This window comes from Citrobacter sp. Cm046 (genome assembly GCF_030333065.1).
Lineage (GTDB): Bacteria > Pseudomonadota > Gammaproteobacteria > Enterobacterales > Enterobacteriaceae > Citrobacter > Citrobacter murliniae.
Genome location: NZ_JAOWGP010000043.1, coordinates 289,392 through 310,343 on the forward strand (window position 1 = coordinate 289,392; position 20,952 = coordinate 310,343).

General features: G+C 52.2%; 21 protein-coding genes and 1 tRNA gene. 10 read left to right on the top strand and 12 right to left on the bottom strand.

The features are described from left to right. The first annotated feature begins 145 nt into the window (after nucleotides 1-145). Nucleotides 146-2,149 carry a bifunctional tRNA (5-methylaminomethyl-2-thiouridine)(34)-methyltransferase MnmC2/FAD-dependent 5-carboxymethylaminomethyl-2-thiouridine(34) oxidoreductase MnmC1 gene (gene mnmC, locus OGX98_RS17150; RefSeq protein WP_286595634.1) on the top strand — a complete coding sequence of 668 codons (2,004 nt, stop codon included), beginning with the start codon at nucleotides 146-148 and terminating at the stop codon, nucleotides 2,147-2,149. A gap of 60 nt (nucleotides 2,150-2,209) precedes the next feature. Here the strand turns inward: mnmC and OGX98_RS17155 are convergent, their stop codons facing one another. From OGX98_RS17155 to prmB, 6 genes are read right to left on the bottom strand one after another with little or no spacing between them, the layout of a single operon-like run. Beyond that, nucleotides 2,210-2,488, bottom strand: coding sequence for a YfcL family protein (locus tag OGX98_RS17155; protein ID WP_045445709.1), 279 nt, complete (start codon nucleotides 2,486-2,488; stop codon nucleotides 2,210-2,212). Nucleotides 2,489-2,520: 32 nt separating this feature from the next. Continuing rightward, a complete protein-coding gene (locus OGX98_RS17160; RefSeq protein WP_286595635.1) occupies nucleotides 2,521-3,069 on the bottom strand; it encodes an elongation factor P hydroxylase in 549 nt (182 codons plus the stop codon). Next, entirely contained in the window at nucleotides 3,069-3,878 is an 810-nt protein-coding gene (locus OGX98_RS17165; protein ID WP_045445713.1) for a sulfite exporter TauE/SafE family protein, read from the bottom strand. Before OGX98_RS17165 ends, OGX98_RS17160 begins: the two co-directional genes overlap by 1 nt. Beyond that, nucleotides 3,878-4,702: a penicillin-insensitive murein endopeptidase gene (mepA, locus tag OGX98_RS17170; protein WP_045445715.1), complete on the bottom strand. Its 825-nt coding sequence runs from the start codon at nucleotides 4,700-4,702 to the stop codon at nucleotides 3,878-3,880. Before mepA ends, OGX98_RS17165 begins: the two co-directional genes overlap by 1 nt. Before the next feature lie 3 nt (nucleotides 4,703-4,705). Further along, nucleotides 4,706-5,791 carry a chorismate synthase gene (gene aroC / locus OGX98_RS17175; protein ID WP_045445717.1) on the bottom strand — a complete coding sequence of 362 codons (1,086 nt, stop codon included), beginning with the start codon at nucleotides 5,789-5,791 and terminating at the stop codon, nucleotides 4,706-4,708. A gap of 38 nt (nucleotides 5,792-5,829) precedes the next feature. Next, a complete protein-coding gene (gene prmB / locus OGX98_RS17180; RefSeq protein ID WP_286595636.1) occupies nucleotides 5,830-6,762 on the bottom strand; it encodes a 50S ribosomal protein L3 N(5)-glutamine methyltransferase in 933 nt (310 codons plus the stop codon). Nucleotides 6,763-6,928: 166 nt separating this feature from the next. Between prmB and smrB the strand changes: the two genes are divergently transcribed. After that, complete coding sequence (gene smrB, locus OGX98_RS17185; protein ID WP_286492343.1) at nucleotides 6,929-7,480, top strand: endonuclease SmrB; 552 nt, start codon at nucleotides 6,929-6,931, stop codon at nucleotides 7,478-7,480. Nucleotides 7,481-7,576: 96 nt separating this feature from the next. Here smrB and sixA read toward each other — a convergent pair whose 3' ends face one another. The 4 genes from sixA to OGX98_RS17205 form a co-directional block, all read right to left on the bottom strand. After that, on the bottom strand, nucleotides 7,577-8,062 hold the full coding sequence (gene sixA, locus OGX98_RS17190) for a phosphohistidine phosphatase SixA (protein WP_045445723.1): 486 nt from the start codon (nucleotides 8,060-8,062) through the stop codon (nucleotides 7,577-7,579). Nucleotides 8,063-8,270: 208 nt separating this feature from the next. Then, nucleotides 8,271-10,418 carry a fatty acid oxidation complex subunit alpha FadJ gene (fadJ, locus tag OGX98_RS17195; protein ID WP_225761226.1) on the bottom strand — a complete coding sequence of 716 codons (2,148 nt, stop codon included), beginning with the start codon at nucleotides 10,416-10,418 and terminating at the stop codon, nucleotides 8,271-8,273. Further along, a complete protein-coding gene (gene fadI / locus OGX98_RS17200; RefSeq protein ID WP_286595637.1) occupies nucleotides 10,418-11,728 on the bottom strand; it encodes an acetyl-CoA C-acyltransferase FadI in 1,311 nt (436 codons plus the stop codon). The genes fadJ and fadI overlap by 1 nt, the downstream gene beginning before the upstream one ends. A 176-nt stretch (nucleotides 11,729-11,904) precedes the next feature. Next, nucleotides 11,905-12,189 (bottom strand): YfcZ/YiiS family protein, encoded by a 285-nt coding sequence (locus OGX98_RS17205; protein ID WP_045445733.1) that lies wholly within the window; start codon nucleotides 12,187-12,189, stop codon nucleotides 11,905-11,907. Nucleotides 12,190-12,560: 371 nt separating this feature from the next. Here OGX98_RS17205 and fadL point away from each other — a divergent pair, with 371 nt between their 5' ends. After that, a complete protein-coding gene (gene fadL, locus OGX98_RS17210; protein WP_045445736.1) occupies nucleotides 12,561-13,841 on the top strand; it encodes a long-chain fatty acid transporter FadL in 1,281 nt (426 codons plus the stop codon). Between the two features lie 58 nt (nucleotides 13,842-13,899). Here the strand turns inward: fadL and mlaA are convergent, their stop codons facing one another. Further along, a complete protein-coding gene (mlaA, locus tag OGX98_RS17215; RefSeq protein ID WP_045445738.1) occupies nucleotides 13,900-14,655 on the bottom strand; it encodes a phospholipid-binding lipoprotein MlaA in 756 nt (251 codons plus the stop codon). Nucleotides 14,656-14,940: 285 nt separating this feature from the next. Here mlaA and OGX98_RS17220 point away from each other — a divergent pair, with 285 nt between their 5' ends. Further along, entirely contained in the window at nucleotides 14,941-15,882 is a 942-nt protein-coding gene (locus OGX98_RS17220) for a formate/nitrite transporter family protein (protein WP_286595639.1), read from the top strand. A 74-nt stretch (nucleotides 15,883-15,956) separates the two neighbouring features. Continuing rightward, a tRNA-Arg gene (locus OGX98_RS17225) sits at nucleotides 15,957-16,031 on the top strand. Here OGX98_RS17225 and hpaR read toward each other — a convergent pair. Next, a complete protein-coding gene (hpaR, locus tag OGX98_RS17230; protein ID WP_286595678.1) occupies nucleotides 15,991-16,473 on the bottom strand; it encodes a homoprotocatechuate degradation operon regulator HpaR in 483 nt (160 codons plus the stop codon). The two genes, OGX98_RS17225 and hpaR, sit on opposite strands and share 41 nt — an antisense overlap. Nucleotides 16,474-16,756: 283 nt before the next feature. On the opposite strand from hpaR, the gene OGX98_RS17235 reads away from it, so the two are divergent. From OGX98_RS17235 to OGX98_RS17255, 5 genes are read left to right on the top strand one after another with little or no spacing between them, the layout of a single operon-like run. Next, on the top strand, nucleotides 16,757-17,389 hold the full coding sequence (locus OGX98_RS17235) for a fumarylacetoacetate hydrolase family protein (protein ID WP_225761229.1): 633 nt from the start codon (nucleotides 16,757-16,759) through the stop codon (nucleotides 17,387-17,389). Continuing rightward, nucleotides 17,386-18,150 carry a fumarylacetoacetate hydrolase family protein gene (locus OGX98_RS17240; protein WP_045445747.1) on the top strand — a complete coding sequence of 255 codons (765 nt, stop codon included), beginning with the start codon at nucleotides 17,386-17,388 and terminating at the stop codon, nucleotides 18,148-18,150. The genes OGX98_RS17235 and OGX98_RS17240 overlap by 4 nt, the downstream gene beginning before the upstream one ends. Then, nucleotides 18,147-19,613: a 5-carboxymethyl-2-hydroxymuconate semialdehyde dehydrogenase gene (hpaE, locus tag OGX98_RS17245; protein ID WP_286492338.1), complete on the top strand. Its 1,467-nt coding sequence runs from the start codon at nucleotides 18,147-18,149 to the stop codon at nucleotides 19,611-19,613. Before OGX98_RS17240 ends, hpaE begins: the two co-directional genes overlap by 4 nt. Nucleotide 19,614: 1 nt before the next feature. Next, complete coding sequence (gene hpaD, locus OGX98_RS17250) at nucleotides 19,615-20,472, top strand: 3,4-dihydroxyphenylacetate 2,3-dioxygenase (protein WP_045445753.1); 858 nt, start codon at nucleotides 19,615-19,617, stop codon at nucleotides 20,470-20,472. 12 nt (nucleotides 20,473-20,484) lie between these two features. Then, nucleotides 20,485-20,865 carry a 5-carboxymethyl-2-hydroxymuconate Delta-isomerase gene (locus OGX98_RS17255; RefSeq protein WP_045445756.1) on the top strand — a complete coding sequence of 127 codons (381 nt, stop codon included), beginning with the start codon at nucleotides 20,485-20,487 and terminating at the stop codon, nucleotides 20,863-20,865. Nucleotides 20,866-20,952 lie beyond the last annotated feature (87 nt).

Below are 20,952 nucleotides of genomic sequence, written 5' to 3' on the forward strand. Positions count from 1 at the left end.
GTTCGCACTATTTTAAAGTTTCGAGTGGCACAATAGCGTACACTTGTACGCCGAACAAGTCCGATCAGCCATTTAATGTGGAAATTTGCGCAGTCAGGCTCTCATCGTTAAGATCGGGACACAGCCTGCCAGACGAGTAACTTACGTGAAACAATACGCTATACAACCTGCCGACCTCGAATTCAACGCTGAGGGTACACCTGTTTCCCGAGATTTTGACGATGTCTATTTTTCTAACGATAACGGGCTGGAAGAAACTCGTTATGTTTTTCTCGGCGGTAATCATCTCGCAGAACGATTTCCCACTCATTCACGGCAATTATTTGTAGTAGCAGAAAGTGGTTTTGGTACCGGACTTAACTTCCTGACGCTATGGCAGGCATTCGCCACTTTTCGCGACGCACATCCTGACGCTATCCTGGAAAGGTTACATTTCATCAGTTTTGAAAAATTTCCTCTGACGCGTGAAGATCTGGCCTTAGCCCATCAACACTGGCCTGAACTCGCACCATGGGCAACAGCGTTACAGGAGCAGTGGCCACTACCACTGGCGGGTTGCCATCGGCTGCTTCTTGATGAGGGGAGAATTACGTTGGATCTCTGGTTTGGCGATATTAACGAACTCATCAATACACTGGATGAATCATTGAATCAGCAGGTCGATGCCTGGTTTCTGGATGGGTTCGCGCCGGCAAAAAACCCTGATATGTGGACGCCAACGCTGTTTAACGCAATGGCCAGACTGGCTCGCCCTGGCGGCACGCTGGCGACCTTTACCTCCGCTGGTTTTGTACGTCGTGGGTTGCAGGAAGCTGGTTTCAGCATGCGTAAATGCAAAGGTTTCGGTCGCAAACGCGAAATGTTATGTGGGGTTATGGAGCAAAATATTGCCCCCCCTTCCCCAGCGCCGTGGTTTGCACGCACAGGTACGAAAAAACGTGAAACGGCTATTATTGGCGGAGGTATTGCCAGCGCCTTGCTGTCGCTAGCTCTGTTGCGTCGCGGCTGGCAAGTGACGCTTTATTGTGCTGACGACAAACCAGCACAAGGCGCTTCTGGCAATCGTCAGGGGGCGCTCTATCCTTTGCTCAATAAACATGATGCGGCTATTAATCTTTTTTTCCCTGCTGCCTTTACCTTCGCACGACGTCTGTATGACGCGCTACCCGTAGATTTCGCACACGACTGGTGCGGGGTGACTCAGTTAGCCTGGGATGAGAAAAGCCAACAGAAAATCACCCAAATACTGTCACTTGACTTACCCGACGCACTCGCGGTCGCGGTTGATGCAAAACAGATCCTGCAAACGGTGGGCGTGGATACCGAATGTGATGGCATTCAGTATCCTGCCGGAGGATGGCTGTGTCCTGCGCAGTTAACTGCTGCTGTGCTGGACTATGCCACAACGCTGGGATTACGCACGCACTACCAGCACGATCTGGTTTCACTGTCGCATCAGGCGGATAGCTGGCAGTTGCAGTTCGCTACTGGCGAAACCGCTACGCACGAAGCGGTGGTGCTGGCAAATGGCCACCGCATTAACCGCTTTAATCAGACGCAGCCGTTACCGGTTTATTCCGTTGGCGGTCAGGTGAGCCATATTCCTACCACACCTTCACTCTCTGCTCTGCGTCAGGTGCTGTGCTACGACGGCTATCTCACACCGCAAAATCCGGTGAATCAGCATCATTGTATCGGGGCGAGCTATCATCGCGGTTGTGAAGAGACGGTTTATCGCGAGGACGATCAGCAACAAAATCGCCAGCGTTTAATCAACTGTTTGCCAAATGCCGGATGGGTGCAAGAGGTGGATATCAGTGACAATGCCGCCCGCTGTGGCGTTCGCTGCGCCACACGCGATCACTTACCGATGGTCGGCAATGTACCGGACTATCACGTCACGCTCAGTCAGTACGCACATCTTGCAGAAGACAAAGAGACTGCTGCGAGTGCGCCAGTTTACCCTGACTTATTTATGCTGGGCGCACTGGGTTCGCGAGGACTATGTACCGCCCCGCTGTGCGCAGAAATCCTTGCGGCGCAAATGAGTCATGAACCTATCCCGATGGATGCAGGAACTCTGGCTGCGTTAAATCCGAATCGTTTATGGGTGAGAAAATTATTGAAGGGAAAAGCAATAAAGTCATGAGGTAATGATTGTGCCGGATAAGACACTCCTGCGTCAGCATCCGGCACAATCCACCGTAAATTATTTTACTGTGGCCTTCTGGAACAGAGCATCCCACATCTCTTTCACTAGCGCCTGGTCACGAGGCGAGAGTTCGCCAGCACCGATAGCTTTTTCCAGGCTGCTGGTGACATTGGCGTACAATGCCTCAGCGGAATGGTCCTCGCCACCGTCCAGTTCAGCAACGGCCAGCGTCAGGTGCCCACGCAAATACCCACTGGCAAAAAGCTCATCATCGCTGGCGTGCTCTACCATATCGTCGATTAATGCCAGAATGCGTGATTCAAACTCCGCGATCATCTTCTTTCCTCATTGTAAACGTGGCATCGGCTTCAGTTGAGCGCTTCGGGCCACGGGAATTGTTCCGCCTTAAGTTCAGGCGTGTGATAATAATTTTGTAACGCTTTAATGAAGCGCGCCGGACGTTCGGGGATCCCCTTTTCCAGATACTCCATCACCTGGGCATGAACACGACGCTGGAATACCACGCGATCCGGCTCAAAGTCCCCTTCCAGGTTGTCGCAACTGACGTTAAACGGATACCCCGCCGCCATGCAAAACAACCAGTCAAATGCCTGTGGCTTCACTTCTACATCTTCAAACTGACACTGTGTTTTCGCATCCCGCCCGTCCGGGCAGTACCAGTAACCAAAATCAACCAGCTCACGACGCGCTTTTCCAGCAATACACCAGTGTGAAATTTCGTGTAGCGCGCTGGCGTAAAAACCATGGGCGAAAACAATACGGTGATACGGTAATTCCGCATCAGCTGGAAGATAGATGGGTTCATCGTCGCCTTTAATCAGACAGGTATTAAATTCATCGGCAAAGCAGCCGTTAAAAATATCAATTAACTGTTGGTAGTGATGGGTATTGTTCATTAGTTCATCCCCAGCCAGTGGAGAATCTCCTGTCCATGATTATCGTAAATTAGCTTGGCACTCATCACTGCAGAGACAATGACGATCATTGGTCGAATGAGTTTCTGTCCCTTACTAAGCACCAGTCGAGATCCCATCCGCGCACCAAGAAACTGGCCGATAAGCATCACAAAACCGGTCGCCCAAATCACTTTGCCACCAAGGGCGAACAGTAACAGCCCACCGAGATTAGAGGTGGCATTGAGTACTTTGGCATGCGCCGTTGACTTCGCCAGGTTGTAGCCACACAGCATGACGAAGGACAGTGCGTAAAACGACCCGGCTGCCGGCCCAAAGAAGCCATCATAAAAACCGACACAGCCCCCGGCAACCAGTGCAAACGGCAAGCCATAAAGCCGACGCTGCCGGTCTTCTTCGCCCAGTTTAGGCATCATGAGAAAGTAGAGGCCAATACAGAGCACCAGAACCGGCAGGATTTGGCGCAAGATGTCCGACTGCATATGCTGAACCAGCAACGCGCCGCTCATTGAACCGATAAAGGTCATGGCGATATTGAGCTTCTGCTCCGCCAGATTGACCACGCCACGACGAATAAAATAGAGAGATGCGGAGATCGATCCCCCACAGGCCTGAAGCTTATTAGTTGCCAGCGCTTGTGCCGGCGGCATGCCTGCCGCCATTAACGCAGGGATAGTGAGTAAGCCACCGCCCCCCGCCAGCGAGTCAATAAATCCAGCCAGAATTGCCACAAAAAAAAGTACGCCCAACAGCAGCGGAGACACCATAAACAGATCGGCGAAAATATCCATTAGAGTACATGCTCGTCCAATAGCGCCTGGCAGGAAGGCGGCAACGGAGGCGGTGTCTTCTTCTCAGGCTTTGTTGTTCCAGGTTTAGGAGGTTCGAACCAGCTTTGCAGCTCCGCGCCACAGCCATCACCTGGTGGAGGTAAAGGTTGGTCTTCGCACTCAAGACTGTCGGCAGGGCAACGTAACCGCACATGCATATGAGCACGATGCTGGAACCACGGTCGCACTTTACGCAACCAGTCCCGGTCAGTTCCCGCATCCAGACAAAGTTGCTGTTTAATCGCCGGATTCACGAAAATACGCGTTACATCATTATCTTTTGCAGCCAGCCTGATCAGGCTGAAAATCTCCGGCTTCCACAGTGACGATACAACACGTTTACCATCCTGAGAGACCAGATCCAGCGCCTGTGGTCGCAGCAGTTGCGACTGCGTCCAGCGCGTTTTTGGCAGTTGCAGGAAAATATCGACATCCAGTCCTGTCTGGTGACTGGCGTGCCCACCATTGAAACGTCCGCCAGCAGGCATTCCCATATCACCAATTAACACCGTGCCCAGCTCCAGATTATTGGCCTGGGTACTCAGACGCTGAATAAACCTCACCAGATCAGGATGACCGAAATAGCGCCGTTGATCGGTGCGCATCACCTGATAATGTTCTGATTGCACGGGCAGTGTATCTGCCCCGACAATGCAACCATTCGAGAAAGCACCGATCGACTGTGCGCTACCCGCAACCGGGTGGGTAATTTTCTGCCAGGGCGTCGCCGCCAGACAGGCGGAGCTGGCGAACAGAGCCAGTGCCGCAAGTGCCGTTTTTTTCATGTCTTACCAGCGTGGAATGTCAGTCTTCACATCCGCATTTTGCGCCCGCTGACGCAGCAGGTGATCCATCAGTACAATCGCCAACATCGCTTCTGCGATCGGCACTGCGCGGATCCCAACGCACGGATCGTGACGTCCTTTGGTTACCATTTCGACTTCTTCGCCAAATCGGTTAATAGTGCGCCCAGGAACGGTAATACTGGAAGTCGGTTTCAGCGCCATATGTGCAACAATTTGTTGCCCGCTGCTGATCCCACCCAGGATGCCACCAGCATGGTTGCTCTGGAAACCTTCTTTGGTGATTTCATCACGGTTCTGACTACCACGCAGTGCGACAACGTCAAAACCATCGCCAATCTCCACGCCTTTTACCGCGTTAATGCTCATCAGCGCATGAGCGATGTCTGCATCCAGTCGGTCAAAAACAGGTTCACCGAGGCCCGCTGGCACGCCACTGGCGACAACGGTCACTTTTGCCCCAATGGAATCACCCTCTTTTTTAAGCGCGCGCATCAGTTCATCCAGCGCTTCAATTTTATCCGGATCCGGGCAAAAGAACGGGTTAAGTTCCACCTGAGACCAGTCTTTAATCTCCAGGGGAATATCGCCCATCTGAGTCAGACAGCCGCGAATTTCGACACCAAATTTTTCCGCCAGGTATTTTTTGGCTATAGCCCCGGCCGCCACGCGCATCGCCGTTTCGCGAGCGGATGAACGCCCGCCGCCACGGTAATCACGCAAACCGTATTTCTGCTCGTAGGTATAGTCAGCATGACCCGGACGGAAAACATCTTTAATCGCGCCGTAGTCCTGCGAACGCTGATCGGTATTTTCAATCAACAAACCGATGCTGGTCCCGGTGGTTACGCCTTCGAACACGCCAGAGAGGATTTTCACCTGATCCGGCTCACGGCGCTGGGTCGTGTAACGCGAAGTTCCTGGACGGCGTCTGTCGAGATCGTGCTGCAGATCGGCTTCGGTCAGAGAAATACCAGGCGGAACACCATCAACAATACAACCGAGCGCCAGCCCGTGTGATTCGCCGAAGGTCGTTACGCGAAAGAGTTGTCCAATTGTGTTTCCTGCCATCACGGCTCCGTTATGAATGTTGTGTTTGTGCGCGTGTATTAATCTTTATAGATGCTGAAGTGTTCGCGAGCGGCAATCAGCTGCTCTTTAGTCAGCATAAATACGCCGTCACCACCGTTGTCGAATTCCAGCCAGGTAAACGGTACATCCGGGTATTGTTCCATCAGATGTACCATGCTGTTTCCGACTTCACAAATCAGAATACCGTTATCCGACAGGTAGTCTGGGGCGTTACCCAGAATGCGACGGGTAAGTTTCAGCCCATCACTACCGGATGCCAGACCCAGCTCCGGCTCGTGACGATATTCGTTAGGCAGATCGGACATATCTTCTGCGTCGACATACGGTGGGTTGGTCACAATCAGGTCATACTGGACTTTCAACAGGTCGCGGAACAGATCGGAACGGATCGGCGTGACGTGATGGATCAAGCCATGCTCTTCAATATTGTGTTCAGTGACTGCCAGCGCATCAGTGGAAATGTCCACAGCATCCACTTCAGCTTCCGGGAAGGCATACGCACAGGCGATAGCAATACAACCACTGCCGGTACACATATCCAGAATATGCCGCGGCTGTTCGTTGATAAGACCGGCAAAGCGATTGTTGATAAGCTCGCCAATCGGTGAGCGAGGAACCAACACGCGTTCATCGACATAGAATTCATGTCCACAGAACCAGGCTTTGTTGGTCAGGTAAGCAACCGGGATACGTTCGTTGACGCGACGAATAACACGCTCAACAATACGGTGGCGCTCGCTGGAAGTCAGACGCGCAGTACGCATATCTTCAGGAATATCCAGCGGCAGGTAAAGAGACGGTAGCACCAGCTGTACCGCCTCATCCCATGGATTATCCGTGCCATGGCCATACCAGATATTCGCCGCGCTAAAACGGCTGACCGCCCAGCGCAACATGTCCTGAATGGTATGCAGTTCACTCACTGCTTCATCAACGAAAATTTTATCCACGTATTCCTCCAGGGCATGCTCGCATTAAATTCGGCGGCTAGTTTGCCACGAAGACGGCGATAAATCAGCATTCACACAGAGCCTGAGCGTTAAAATTGCGTTTTAAGCGATCGGATGCCTGCCGAGTCGGGTTAAACTAACGAAAAATAAAAGATGAGACTCTCGAATGAAAAAGAAAACATCGCTTAGCGAGGAGGATCAGGCGCTGTTTCGCCAGCTGATGACCGGCACTCGCCAAATAAAGCAGGACACTATAATCCATCGGCCACAACGTAAAAAAATTACCGAAGTTCCGGTCAAGAGACTGCTGCAGGAACAGGCTGATGCCAGCCACTATTTCTCTGATGAGTTTCAACCGCTGCTGAATACGGACGGTCCGGTGAGGTACCTGCGTGCCGATGTCAGCCATTTTGAGCTTAAGAAAATGCGCCGTGGCGATTACTCCCCGGAGCTGTTTTTAGATTTACACGGACTGACGCAGCAGCAGGCTAAGCAGGAGTTAGGCGCGCTTATTGCCGCCTGTCGTCGTGAACATGTGTTTTGCGCCTGCGTAATGCACGGTCACGGCAAGCACATTCTTAAGCAGCAAACGCCACTATGGCTGGCGCAACACCCGCATGTAATGGCCTTCCATCAGGCGCCAAAAGAGTATGGCGGTGATGCCGCACTACTGGTACTGATTGAAGTGGAAGAGTGGTTGCCGCCAGAACTTCCCTGACCAACAGAAACAGAAAGAGCCGCATCTGCGGCTCTTTTTATTTTTCCAGATGGCGACTTCGCCTTATGCGGCTTACGACACCTGACACGACTTCGATTAAATCGCTTTTGCCATTTTCAAATTACACGGGCTCATTTGCCAGTTGAAAATGCCTTTACCGCTCTCATCAAGCGTTACGCTGGCAATCGCAGATGTGGTAAACATCGGCGGTGTTTCACCAGGGCAAAGCTCAGACACGAGGTATCCCACTAAAGGCAAGTGAGAGATCACCAGCGCCGTTGCGATACCTTCGTTGGCCAGTGCCTGCAAATAGGCGCTGACCAGACCGACATCGCCACAGGGAGTCAGCTCCGGCAAAACATCCACACTAGCTGGCAGGTTCATACACTCCCCTACCACATCCAGCGTCTGTTCGGCTCGTAGAAACGGGCTCACCAGAACACGTTCGATATCCACTTTTTGACCTTTCAGCCAGTTCGCCATCAGGCGAGATTCGTCACAACCACAGGAGGTTAAGGGACGAACCGAATCACTGGCGGCATCGAGGGCCGCGTCGCCGTGACGCATGATAAAAACTTGCATATTGCACCGCTTTTGTTAACCAGAATCACCAACACGTTGACGCAAAGCCCCTATTGGCCGTCGCAACTATGTGGTGGCCGGCATTGTGCCTTATCCATTCACTGAATGAAACGCTGTTTTTTACCTCAACGGCGTAAGTATAGTCAATCTTTGTTTACATTTTGAGCACGACCCATACATTCAGTGCGGATTCATCCTACCTTTGACCTCAAGTATTCAGGTCAGTTTCCCCATACTTCCAGAAACCTTCACCACGTTCCGCCATCTGCAATAACTGCTCACACGGTGTAAACCGGGAGCCATATTGCGTAGCCAACCGTTGCAGAGTCGCAACCACTTCACCCGCCCCGAGAGAGTCCATATATCGGAACGGGCCGCCGAGGAATGGCGGGAATCCAATACCAAATACAGCGCCGATGTCACCATCACGCGCACTGCGAATAATCCCCTCACCGAAACAGCGCGCTGCCTCGTTGAGCATTAACATGACGCATCGCTCTGCAATTTGCGAGGCGGTATGTCGACTCTGCCCCTGCGCACCAATAAGCGCATAAATCGCAGGGTCAACCTGTTTTTTGCTTTTACGCCCTTTCGCACCATAAAGATAGAAACCTCTACCATTTTTTCTACCTTTGCGATCGTCATTCAAAATTGAAGCGACAACATTTGCAGGTGCGCTAAAACGTTCACCGTAAGCAGCTTCCAGCACTGGTATAATTTTAGTGCCTGTATCTATTCCGACCTCATCCAAAAGTTGGATTGGTCCTACCGGGAAACCAAATTTCACCAGCGCGGCGTCAATATTATCGACACGCTCACCTTCGGTCAGCATACGAATCGCTTCGTTGATATAAGGCGCTAAAATACGGTTAACGTAAAACCCGGCCTTGTCTTGAACCACTATCGGCGTTTTGCCCTGTTTTTTCGCTAATTTAACGGTCGTGGCAATCGTCTGCTCAGAGGTCGTGGCATGCGGAATGACCTCCACCAGCGGCATTTTTTCCACCGGGCTGAAGAAGTGCAAGCCAATAACCTGCTCCGGCCTGGCAGCATTTGCAGCAATGTCGCCAATCGGTAAAGATGAAGTGTTAGAGGCAAAAATGGTATGAGGGGCACAATTCTTCTCAACTTCTTCCACCATCTGTTGTTTTAACAACAGATCTTCAAACACGGCCTCAATAACAACATCGCGATGAGCAAAACCGTGAAAATCGGTTGAACCCGAAATCAGCGCCAACTGTTTGTCACGTTCACCCGCTTTGATATGCCGGCGGCGAACTTTTGTATCAAGTTGATCCCAGCTGTACTTCAGGGCGTGATTGATTCCTTTAGTATTGATATCTTTAATGCGCACTGGCAAACCGCCCTTACAGGCTGTCACGTACGCAATACCACCGCCCATCAGACCGCCTCCCAGGATCCCAACACTGTTCAACGGGCCGGGCCGGGCATCGCTACCAGGATCTTTTTTCACTTCAGTGTTAGCAAAAAAGATATTACGCAATGCCTGTGACTGCGACGTCATCGCCAGCTCACCAAACGCACGGGCTTCAGCGTCGTACCCGCTACTGCTCCCCTGAGCCAGGCCAATTTCTATTACCTCGAGGATTCGATCCGTCGCGGGGTAGTTGCCTGACGTTTTTTGCGCCGTTTTTTTACTTACCATACGAAACAGCAGCGTCCGACCCAACGGCCCAGCTAAAATTCGTTCGCGCACAGGCAAGTTTCGGTGCGCCAGACTGTCCTTTTTAGCCCGTTCAACGGCCGCTTCAAGCAGAATAGTCTGCGGCACGACTTCATCCACTAATCCAACTTTCAGCGCCTGTTTTGCACGTAACTGTTTACCCGTCAGGATCATGTCCAGCGCGGTGCTTACGCCAATCAGACGTGGTAATCGCTGCGTACCGCCAGAACCCGGCAGCAAACCCAGTTGAACTTCTGGCAGCCCCAGTACAGTTTTTGCGTCATCAGTACAGATGCGACTGTGGCACGCCAGAGCCATCTCGAGTCCGCCCCCAAGACACGCACCGTGAATGGCGGCGATAACCGGGATCGGCAACGCATTAATTTCCGCCATAATCTGCTGCCCCTGACGGGCCAGTGTTTCAGCTTCCTGCGCGCTGCGGCAGTTACCAATCATGTTGATATCCGCCCCGGCGATAAAATTATCGGGTTTCGCTGAAATGAACACGACACCGCGCAGATCTTTGTTTTCGCGAATTTGTTTCAGGATGGCCCTAACCTGAGTAGCAAACTCAGCTTTCAGGGTATTCATTTTTTCTCCGGGCACATCAATGGAGACAACCGCCACGTTATCCAGACGTACATGTAGCGTAAAAGCCGATGTCATTTCCATTATTCTGCCTCCAGAACCATTGCTGCACCCAGACCACCTGCCGCACACGCGGTCACTAAACCAAATCCACCGCCACGACGTCGTAACTCATGGAGGGTTTGGGTGATCATCCGTGCACCGGTGGCGGCAAAGGGGTGCCCGTAAGCAATAGAGCCGCCCAGTACATTAAATTTGCTGTCATCCACTTCACCTGTCGCATGCGATCGACCCAGTACTTCCCGGGCAAAACGTTCACTACCCAGAAGCTGGATATTCGCCAGTGTTTGAGCGGCAAAAGCTTCGTGCATGTCGATAAGCGTCAGGTCGGCCATTGTCAGACCCGCCCGCTCCAGAGCCAGTGGCGTTGACCATGCCGGACCAAGCAGCATGTCCTGCCAGACATCGATGGCAGTGAAGGCAAAACTGCGCAAATAGCCCAGTGGCACCAGACCCAGCTCTTTTGCCCTGGATTCCGTCATCAAAATCACGGCGGCCGCACCGTCAGTCAGCGGCGTACTGTTTGCTGCCGTTACGCTGCCATGTTTTCTGTCAAACGCGGGGCGCAATTTCGCGTAATCCGCCAGTGTAGAGTTACCACGAACGTTGTTATCTTCTGAAATGGGATCTTTAAACGGTGGGACATAGGCGGTCATCACTTCCTCCGCCAGCTTACCTTCCGCCCAGGCCTGAGCAGCTCGCTGATGGGAACGATGCGCCAATGCATCCTGTTGCTCACGCGTAATGCCATAGGTTTTTGCCATTTGTTCAGCCGTGTCCCCCATGCGTAAGCCAGTGGAATATTCAGCGACAGCTGGTGGAACCGGCATCAGATCACGCAAACGCAGTCGGGAAAAGAGTTTAAGGCGCTGACCGGTGGTTCGGGCTTTATTGACATCCACCAGCACCCGCGCCAGCTTTTTACTCACACCAACAGGCAAGACTGACGAGGAGTCCGCGCCGCCGGCAATTCCCGCACGAATCGTGCCCGCCATCAGACTTTCCGCGACATTCGCCACCGCCTGGAAACTGGTAGCACAAGCTCTGCTTACGCTATAAGCATCCGTATGAACATTCATTCCGGTGCCCAGCACGATTTCCCTGGCAATATTGGGCGCTTCAGGCATTTGTACTACCTGACCAAAAACCAGTTGCTCAATGACATCTGCAGGTATTTCGCTACGTGCCAGCAGCTCACCTACGACCATTTTCCCCAAATCAACGGCGGGAATGCCATGAAACGCAGTCGCCTGACGGGCAAATGGCGTGCGCAGCCCGCTTACAATGGCGATGCGATCGCCCTGACGGGTAACCAGCGGTAAAGCCTGACTCATAACACTCCCCTGTAAAAAATAAAAATAAGTGGTCTGACCTGATCACAGTCTTAACCAATTTTTTACATTTAGCCAAGCGGAGAGAAAAGAAAGTGGGAGCTATGACACAGTGAATAATCACTGGTTGTTACGAAAATGCCCTTGTCTGGAGGTGACAAGGGCATTTGAAGAAGGGATTAACGCAGACCCAGCTGGAAGATCAGGGTTTCGGCCTCACAGGCGAAGACAAAATCGATATCCAGACGTACACCTTCAGCCTCTTCAGTAAAAGTAGAGGTGATTTGGCAAGGTTCAGATTCTACACCACGGGCCTTCTCGGTCAGAGCGGCCAGCGTTTCTTCTGCCTGAGCGCGATTCGCGAAAACACGGCTGTATGACGCGGTGCAATCGGAGTTGTCCATGATGGTGCCAACATCCATACAGCAGCAAACCGGGGTTTCATCAGCACTGCATTTACTCATTGTAGATTTCCTCTGTATTCGCACCTGAGGTGCCAGATAAACGATGGGGATATTTTACGCTCCCATTATTCACCTCTCCAGTCGTTAATTGTGCGAAATGAGATAAGTGACCGAAATCACACTTAAAAATGATCTAAAACAAAAATCGCCCAAACAGGTGAGTGCGCATCTCCGCATTTTTGCCAGCTGGATCGCGTTTTTAAGATCATAATTGAAAAATTTTATAAACATACTTGCAACATTCTATCTGGTCAGACCTATACTCACGCCACTGGTCTGATTTCTAAGTAGTACCTCAGACCCTACACTTCGCGCTCCTGTTACGGCATGTAACATTGTTTGTATAAAAATAAATCGATGAGGTTATGGTCATGAGCCAGAAAACCCTGTTTACAAAGTCTGCTCTCGCAGTCGCAGTGGCAATTATCTCCACACAGGCCTGGTCTGCAGGCTTTCAGTTAAACGAATTTTCTTCCTCTGGCCTTGGCCGGGCATATTCGGGTGAAGGCGCTATCGCAGATGATGCAGGCAACGCCAGTCGTAACCCGGCACTGATTATGATGTTCGATCGCCCCACTTTCTCAGCGGGTGCGGTGTATATCGATCCTGACGTTAATATTTCAGGTAAATCACCGTACACCGGTCGTAGTACCGACGCGGATAATATCGCCCCTACGGCTTGGGTCCCCAATGCTCACTTTGTGATGCCTATTAACGAACAGTTTGGTTGGGGGGCTTCTGTTACATCAAACTACGGCCTGGCAACTGAATTTAACGACAGCTATATCGTTGGTGAATACGGTGGGAAGACCGACCTGAAAACGGTCAACCTTAACCTGAGTGGTGCCTACCGTCTGAATGATAGCTGGAGTTTCGGTGTCGGCTTTAATGCCGTGTATGCCGACGCAAAAATTGAACGTTATTCCGGTGAGCAGACCGCCGCATTGCCGAAGGTCAGCAACAAAATTGCCAGCCTGAAAGGGGACGAATGGGGTTATGGCTGGAACGCCGGCATCTTGTATGAGCTGGATAAAAATAACCGCTACGGTTTAACGTATCGCTCTGAAGTCAAAATTGATTTCGATGGCGATTACAAAAGCGGCATCCGCACCCAGGCAAATGCTTTACCTGGTGCAGGCACCGCGTTCCCATGGGGAACAACCAATGCTACCGTCCCAGGCTCTCTGACACTTAACCTGCCGGAAATGTGGGAACTGTCTGGCTACAACCGTGTTGCACCACAGTGGGCTATCCACTACAGCATGGCTTATACCAGCTGGAGTCAGTTCCAGGAACTGAAAGCGACAGGTTCAAATGGACAGACCCTGTTCTATAAAGAAGAAGGCTTTAAAGATTCTTACCGCATCGCGCTGGGTACCACATACTATATGGATAAAAGCTGGACCTTCCGTACCGGTATTGCCTATGACGATAGCCCGGTTCCTGCGAGCAAGCGTTCCATCTCCATTCCAGACCAGGATCGCCTGTGGCTGAGTGCGGGAACGACTTATGCATTCAATGACGATGCCTCTATCGACGTCGGCGTTTCTTATATGCACGGACAGAAAGTGACCGTCAAAGAAGGCCCATATACTTTCGACTCTGAAGGTAAAGCCTGGCTGTTTGGTACCAACTTCAACTACGCATTCTGATTCTCTTCAGACGTAAAAAAGGTGAGCTTTTTAGCTCACCTTTTTATTTGTCTCATTCCTACTCGGAATCAATGTCTTTTAAGTCATCCTGAATGTCTTTCGCGTTCGGGTTTTCTTCTGGTTTGAGTTTCCCACCGTTAGCGATAAAGTCATGACGCTGGAAGTAAGCTTCACGCACCATGATGTAAGGATCAGAAGACTGGCGCAGCAGGCCGTCGGAATCGAGCAGTTGCGCGCGGGTTTCAATCCCTTCGATTGTCCATTTACCCACCGACAGCGGCCAGGTCAGCCATGACAGTACCGGATACAGGGTATCGACCATATCACCACCATCATCACGAACTGTGAAACTTCCGTAGAACGGAAGCTGCATATACGGTCCGTAACCGACGTCATAGTGGCCTAATGTACTACCGAAACGATGTGGTTCAACGCGCTGCAGTTTTGGATTCGCCATACCCGCAACATCAATAAACCCACCCATACCTAACAAGGTATTCAGGAAGAAACGGGTAAAATGCACCATTCCCTGATAGGGGTCGCCTTGCAGGAAATAGTTGACCATTACGGCTGGTTCTTCAAGGTTGCCAGTAAAGTTGCTTAAACCATTTCGTGCCGGCTGAGGAACATAATCACGCCAGGCGACTGCCACCGGTCTAACAACATACGGATCCAACACATTAAAGTTGAAGTTGTACATGGTGCGGTTGAACCCTTCAAACGGATCCGAGCGCCCTTGCTGTTCTGTACCGGAGCTCGCACACCCCACCAAAAGTGTGGTTCCCAGCGCAAGCGCCGACAGGCGAAGCTTCATAAGTGTCTCCCTGTATATTATGGCTATCGCTGATTGCCATCCGTGACGGAACGATAACGTATCCGCCTGTATAGATGTGAGCGATTGTAACAGCACGTCAAACGATGTCTATATACCCTGTCTTACTGATTTGATCATAGCCTGGTAACACAGACACCGGGCCTTCTATTCTATCGAACCCGATAAAAACAAACGTTACCATTTTTGCGATTTCAGATTTTCTCCCGCGAATAACAGGATAAAACCGCTACGCTTTAGCTATACGTGCTTTTTCAGGATCCTGGTATGAATGACATCGAAAAAGAAAAAATCGATCGACACAGTGACGAACTCGAAGTTGAAAGCGAAGAAAAAATGAGTGGTAAGAAAATCGAACTCGATGAGGATCGACTTCCCTCCCGCGCAATGGCAATTCACGAGCATATCCGCCAGGACGGAGAAAAAGAGATGGAACGTGACGCGATGGCGCTGCTGTGGTCAGCCATTGCGGCCGGGTTGTCGATGGGCGCCTCATTACTGGCAAAGGGTATTTTTCACGTACAGCTTGAGGGCGTTCCCGGTGGATTTTTACTGGAGAACCTGGGCTATACCTTCGGGTTTATCATCGTAATTATGGCTCGCCAGCAGCTCTTTACCGAGAATACCGTTACTGCCGTATTACCGGTAATGCAAAATCCCACCATCGGTAATTTTGGCCTGTTGATGCGCCTGTGGGGCGTAGTGCTACTAGGTAATATTCTCGGCACAGGGATTGCGGCGTGGGCGTTTGAATATATGCCAATTTTTGATGAAACCACCCGCGATGCCTTCGTCAAAATTGGTATGGATGTGATGAAAAACAGCCCCGGAGAGATGTTTGCTAACGCAATTATTTCCGGCTGGCTAATTGCAACGATGGTCTGGATGTTCCCCGCAGCAGGAGCGGCAAAGATTGTGGTCATTATCCTGATGACCTGGCTTATTGCACTGGGTGATACCACGCACATCGTCGTTGGCTCAGTTGAAATCCTTTATCTGGTCTTTAACGGTACGCTGCACTGGGGAGACTTCGTCTGGCCCTTCGCCTTACCGACGCTTGCCGGAAATATCTGTGGCGGGACATTTATCTTCGCACTAATGAGCCACGCACAGATTCGCAATGACATGAGCAATAAGCGAAAGGAAGAGGCCCGATTGCAGGCCAAACAGCGAGAGCAACAGCAGAAAAACCAGAAAAAACAGTCTTAATGGCGACTGTTTGAGCAGTCGGGCGGCCTGAGGCTTACCGTTGGAAGTAAAAAACGCTATACTCGTGCCGCTTCGTCCCCTTAGTTAAATGGATATAACGAGCCCCTCCTAAGGGCTAGTTGCAGGTTCGATTCCTGCAGGGGACACCAGAGACTCCTCTTCACTATCTCCCCCAGTCCCATTACCCAGCGTAATAAACTCTTGCAGTAGCGCGGTAAGTTGTCGCATTTTTTCGACAGTAAATTCAGCTTCGATCAGGCGATAGGCCTCTTCCACCTCGGACCTCGCACTTTCATACAGCGTCGAACCCGCAGGCGTGAGCGAAATGTACAGCTTGCGCTGATCGTTTACCGGCTTTAAGCGCAACACCAGACCGTCGCGTTCCATGCGGGTCAGAATACCGGTCAGGCTCGGGCGTAAAATACAAGCGCGAAAGGCCAGATCGTGAAAATCCATCGACGGGTTTTCGGCAAGGATACGCACGATACGCCACTGCTGCTCGGTAAGATTATGGCGTTTAACGATGGGGCGAAAATGTGTCATCGCCGCTTCCCGCGCCTGCAGCAGCGCGATAGTTAATGAATCATGCATCACTTACCTCTGAACCTCATACCTGTTTGTTAATAAGTTAATAAATAGCGTTAATTGCACCAGATCGCAACCAGCTTCTGTCCCTGAAAAGTACAACACAGCACACAAAATAATTTATCCATTGATTTATATGGAATAAATTTTATTTGTGTAAATTTATTGTTAATCCGCTCACAAAACATTCACTTCTGTTTGCCAAACCTTTCCACAAAGCATAAAAGATAATCGTTAACATATTAATGAATTTTCTTTGATTCCTGAATCCATACCAGAGGAGTGGTAAATGAAAGGTACCATCTTCGCCGTAGCCCTTAACCATCGCAGCCAGCTTGATGCCTGGCGCAATGCGTTTCAGCAGGCTCCCTACAAAACGCTGCCGAAGACCCCGGTCTGGTTTATCAAACCGCGCAACACCGTTATCGGTAACGGCGAGACCATCCCCTACCCGAAGGATGAAACAGTACAGAGCGGTGCGACCGTGGCGCTGATTGTCGGCAAAACCGCCCACAAAGTAGCCGCAGAAGAAGCTGCTGCTTATATTGCAGGATACGCGCTGGCTAATGACGTCAGCCTGCCGGAAGAGAGCTTCTATCGCCCGGCAATTAAAGCCAAATGCCGCGATGGTTTCTGTCCGATTGGCGCTCTCGCTACGCCGAGTAACGTCGATGAACTGACCATCATCACTGAAATCAACGGTCGCGAAGCAGATAGCTGGAACACCGCAGACCTCCAGCGCTCCTCTGCCGAGCTACTGAGCGCCCTGAGCGAATTCGCCACCCTTAAACCCGGCGACGCTATTCTGATCGGGACCCCGCACAACCGCGTAACGCTGAGACCCGGCGATCGCGTACGCATTCTCGCCGAAGGCTTCCCGACGCTGGAAAACCCGGTGGTTGCTGAAGGAGAGCTGGCATGAAACAAGCACGTATTGAGTGGCAGGGACAACATCACGATGTTCAGGTTGATGAACGCGGCCAGGTACAGTTAGAGAACGGCAAGCTGCTAAATGAGGGCGAATTCCGCTGGCTCCCCCCCGCCGACGGCACGCTGTTCGCGCTGGGTCTGAACTACGCCGATCACGCCAGCGAGTTGGAGTTTAAGCCACCAACCGAACCATTGGTGTTTATCAAAGCGCCAAACACCTTTATCGGCCACCAGCAGGAGTCGGTGCGCCCGGACAACGTCGAGTACATGCACTACGAGGCTGAACTGGTCGTGGTGATCGGCAAAACCGCGCGTAAAGTCAGTGAAGCCGACGCCATGGAGTACGTCGCCGGATACACCGTCTGCAATGACTACGCCATCCGCGACTATCTGGAAAACTACTATCGCCCCAATTTACGGGTAAAAAGCCGCGATACCCTGACGCCGATAGGTCCCTGGATCGTCGATAAAGCGGATATTCCAGACCCACATAATCTGGCACTGCGCACCTGGGTCAACGGTGAACTGCGCCAGCAAGGCACCACCGCCGATCTGATCTTCAGCATTCCATTTCTGATCGCTTACCTGAGCGAGTTTATGACCCTGCAACCTGGCGACATGATCGCTACCGGCACCCCGAAAGGGCTGTCGGACGTGGTACCAGGTGATGAAGTGATCGTCGAAGTGGAGGGCGTCGGCCACCTGGTCAACCACATCATCAGCCAGCAGACATATGAGGAGAAGCTGTCATGAAAAAGATTAACCACTGGATCAACGGCAAAAATGTCGTGGCCACCGAGTATTTCCACACCACTAACCCGGCGACCGGCGAGGTGCTGGCGGAAGTGGCCTCCGGCGGTGCAGACGAGGTGAATCAGGCAGTTGCGGCGGCAAAAGAGGCATTTCCGAAATGGGCCAACCTGCCGATGAAAGAGCGTGCGCGTCTGATGCGTCGTCTGGGCGATCTGATCGACCAGAACGTGCCGGAGATCGCTGCCATGGAAACCGCCGATACAGGTTTGCCTATCCACCAGACCAAAAACGTACTGATCCCGCGGGCGTCGCATAACTTCGAGTTCTTCGCCGAAGTATGCCAGCAGATGAACGGCAAGACCTATCCGGTCGACGACAAGATGCTGAACTACACGCTCGTGCAACCGGTCGGCGTCTGCGCGCTGGTGTCACCCTGGAACGTGCCGTTTATGACCGCCACCTGGAAGGTCGCGCCGTGCCTGGCGCTGGGCAATACCGCAGTGCTGAAGATGTCTGAGTTATCACCGCTGACCGCTGACCGCCTGGGCGAGTTGGCGCTGGAAGCCGGTATTCCGGCGGGCGTACTGAACGTGGTTCAGGGCTATGGTGCGACGGCGGGCGATGCGCTGGTTCGCCACCACGACGTACGCGCGGTGTCGTTTACGGGCGGAACCGCCACCGGTCGCAATATCATGAAAAATGCCGGGCTGAAAAAATATTCCATGGAATTGGGTGGGAAATCGCCGGTGCTGATTTTTGAAGATGCTGATATTGAGCGTGCACTCGACGCCGCACTGTTCACTATCTTCTCGATCAACGGTGAACGCTGCACCGCTGGCTCGCGTATCTTCATTCAGCAGAGCATCTACTCCGAGTTCGTTAAACGCTTTGCCGAACGCGCAAAACGTCTGCGCGTCGGCGACCCGAACGATCCGAACACCCAGGTGGGCGCACTGATTAGCCAGCAGCACTGGGAGAAAGTCTCCGGCTATATCCGCCTTGGTATTGAAGAAGGGGCGACCCTGCTGGCAGGAGGCCCGGATAAACCCACTGACCTGCCTGCACATCTGAAAAACGGCAACTTCCTGCGACCAACTGTGCTGGCGGACGTCGACAACCGCATGCGCGTGGCACAGGAAGAGATTTTTGGCCCGGTAGCCTGTCTGCTGCCGTTTAAAGACGAGGCGGACGGTCTGCGCCTGGCCAACGATGTGGAGTACGGCCTCGCCTCTTATATCTGGACCCAGGACGTCAGCAAAGTGCTGCGTCTGGCACGCGGCATCGAAGCCGGAATGGTGTTCGTCAACACCCAGAACGTCCGCGACCTGCGTCAGCCGTTTGGCGGCGTGAAGGCTTCCGGCACCGGCCGCGAAGGCGGCGAATATAGCTTTGAAGTGTTCGCTGAAATGAAAAACGTCTGCATCTCGATGGGCGACCATCCGATCCCAAAATGGGGAGTCTGATATGGGAAAGTTAGCATTAGCAGCAAAAATCACTCACGTGCCGTCAATGTATCTCTCTGAACTGCCGGGTAAAAACCACGGCTGCCGTCAGGGAGCTATCGATGGGCACAAAGAAATCGGCAAGCGGTGTCGTGAGCTGGGCGTCGATACAATCATCGTTTTTGATACCCACTGGCTGGTCAACAGCGCCTACCACATTAACTGTGCTGACCATTTTCAGGGCGTCTACACCAGTAACGAACTGCCGCATTTTATCCGCGACATGACTTACGATTACGACGGCAACCCGGCGTTGGGCCACCTTATCGCCGACGAAGCGGTCAAGCTCGGCGTGCGTGCCAAAGCGCACAACATCCCAAGCCTTAAGCTGGAGTACGGCACGCTGGTTCCGATGCGCTACATGAACAGTGATAAACATTTCAAAGTAGTGTCGATCTCCGCGTTCTGCACCGTCCACGATTTCGCCGACAGCCGCAAACTGGGCGAAGCCATTCTGAAAGCGATTGAGAAATATGACGGCACCGTGGCAGTTCTGGCCAGCGGCTCACTGTCACACCGCTTTATCGATGACCAGCGCGCCGAAGAAGGGATGAACAGCTATACCCGTGAGTTCGACCACCAGATGGACGAGCGCGTAATCAAGCTGTGGCGCGAGGGCAAATTCAAAGAGTTCTGCGACATGCTGCCGGAGTACGCCGACTACTGCTACGGCGAAGGCAATATGCACGACACGGTGATGCTGCTCGGTCTGCTGGGCTGGGACAGCTATGACGGCAAAGTAGAGTTTATTACCGAGTTATTCGCCAGCTCCGGTACCGGCCAGGTCAACGCCGTATTCCCACTGCCCGAACAGGCATAAGGAGGATTCAGAATGCCGCATTTTATCGCCGAATGTACCGATAACATCCGCGAACAGGCCAACTTACCGGGACTGTTCGGCAAAGTGAACGAAGCGCTGGCGGCGACCGGCATCTTTCCCATCGGCGGCATTCGCAGCCGCGCCATCTGGCTGGATACCTGGCAAATGGCAGACGGTCTGCATGATTACGCCTTTGTACACATGACGCTAAAAATCGGCTCCGGACGCAGCCTGGAAAGTCGTCAGGACGTGGGCGATATGTTGTTTACGCTGATTAAGGCCCATTTCGCCACGCTGATGGAGAGCCGCTACCTGGCGCTGTCGTTTGAAATCAGCGAGCTGCACCCGACACTGAATTACAAACAAAATAACGTACACGCATTGTTTAAATAGTACGCCTTTTCGCCCGGTGGGGCTGCGCTTACCGGGCCTGCAAAAGGCAAAAAATACGAAGCAATATCAAACCGTAAGCCGGATAAG